Genomic DNA, 576 nt, shown 5'->3' with positions numbered 1-576 from the left:
CTAGTCCGGGTGATCGAGTACCAGCTCGACGGCCAGGCCGACGTGGTCCGGCTGATCACGAGCCTGACTGACCACGAGCAGTACCCGGCCGCTGAGCTTGCGGCCTTGTACGCCCGGCGCTGGGAGATCGAGCTCGTCTTCGACGAGATCAAGACCCACCAGCGCGGCAGACCGGTCCTGCGTTCCCAGACCCCGGACGGGGTCCGGCAGGAGATCTACGCCCACCTGATCGTGCACCACGCGACCAGGGCACTGCTCAACGAGGCGGCCAGGCTCCATCAGAGCACCGCCGACCGGACCTCGTTCACCCGGGCCTTGCACGTCATCCGCCGCACGGTGATCTCACCATGCGGTTTTTCCCCCCTCGGCCCGCAGACGTGACCGGCAGCTTGGCCTCGCAGAGATCGGACGGAGCCTGCTGCCACGACGACGGTCACGCCAATGTCCTCGCAAAGTGCGGTCGTGCATCACTCCGTACAGCAGCAAAGCCCCCGGTGAGCCACCCAGCCACCGCCGTTCGCCGGTCATCATCACGCTCAACCACAGGTGGCAGTAACCACAAAAGCAACGGCATTG

At 66.0% G+C, this 576-nt stretch carries 1 protein-coding gene; it reads left to right on the top strand.

All coding sequences use genetic code 11. The features are described 5' to 3' along the window. A partial coding sequence (locus tag K6I34_RS37860; protein WP_229332525.1) for a transposase occupies window positions 1-381 on the top strand: 381 nt, incomplete at its 5' end. Window positions 382-576: the final 195 nt, after the last annotated feature.

This window comes from Streptomyces sp. UNOC14_S4 (assembly GCF_020740835.1).
Taxonomy (GTDB): domain Bacteria; phylum Actinomycetota; class Actinomycetes; order Streptomycetales; family Streptomycetaceae; genus Streptomyces.
Note: the sequence above shows the minus strand (reverse complement) of the source record. Positions and strands in the feature narration are given on the sequence as shown.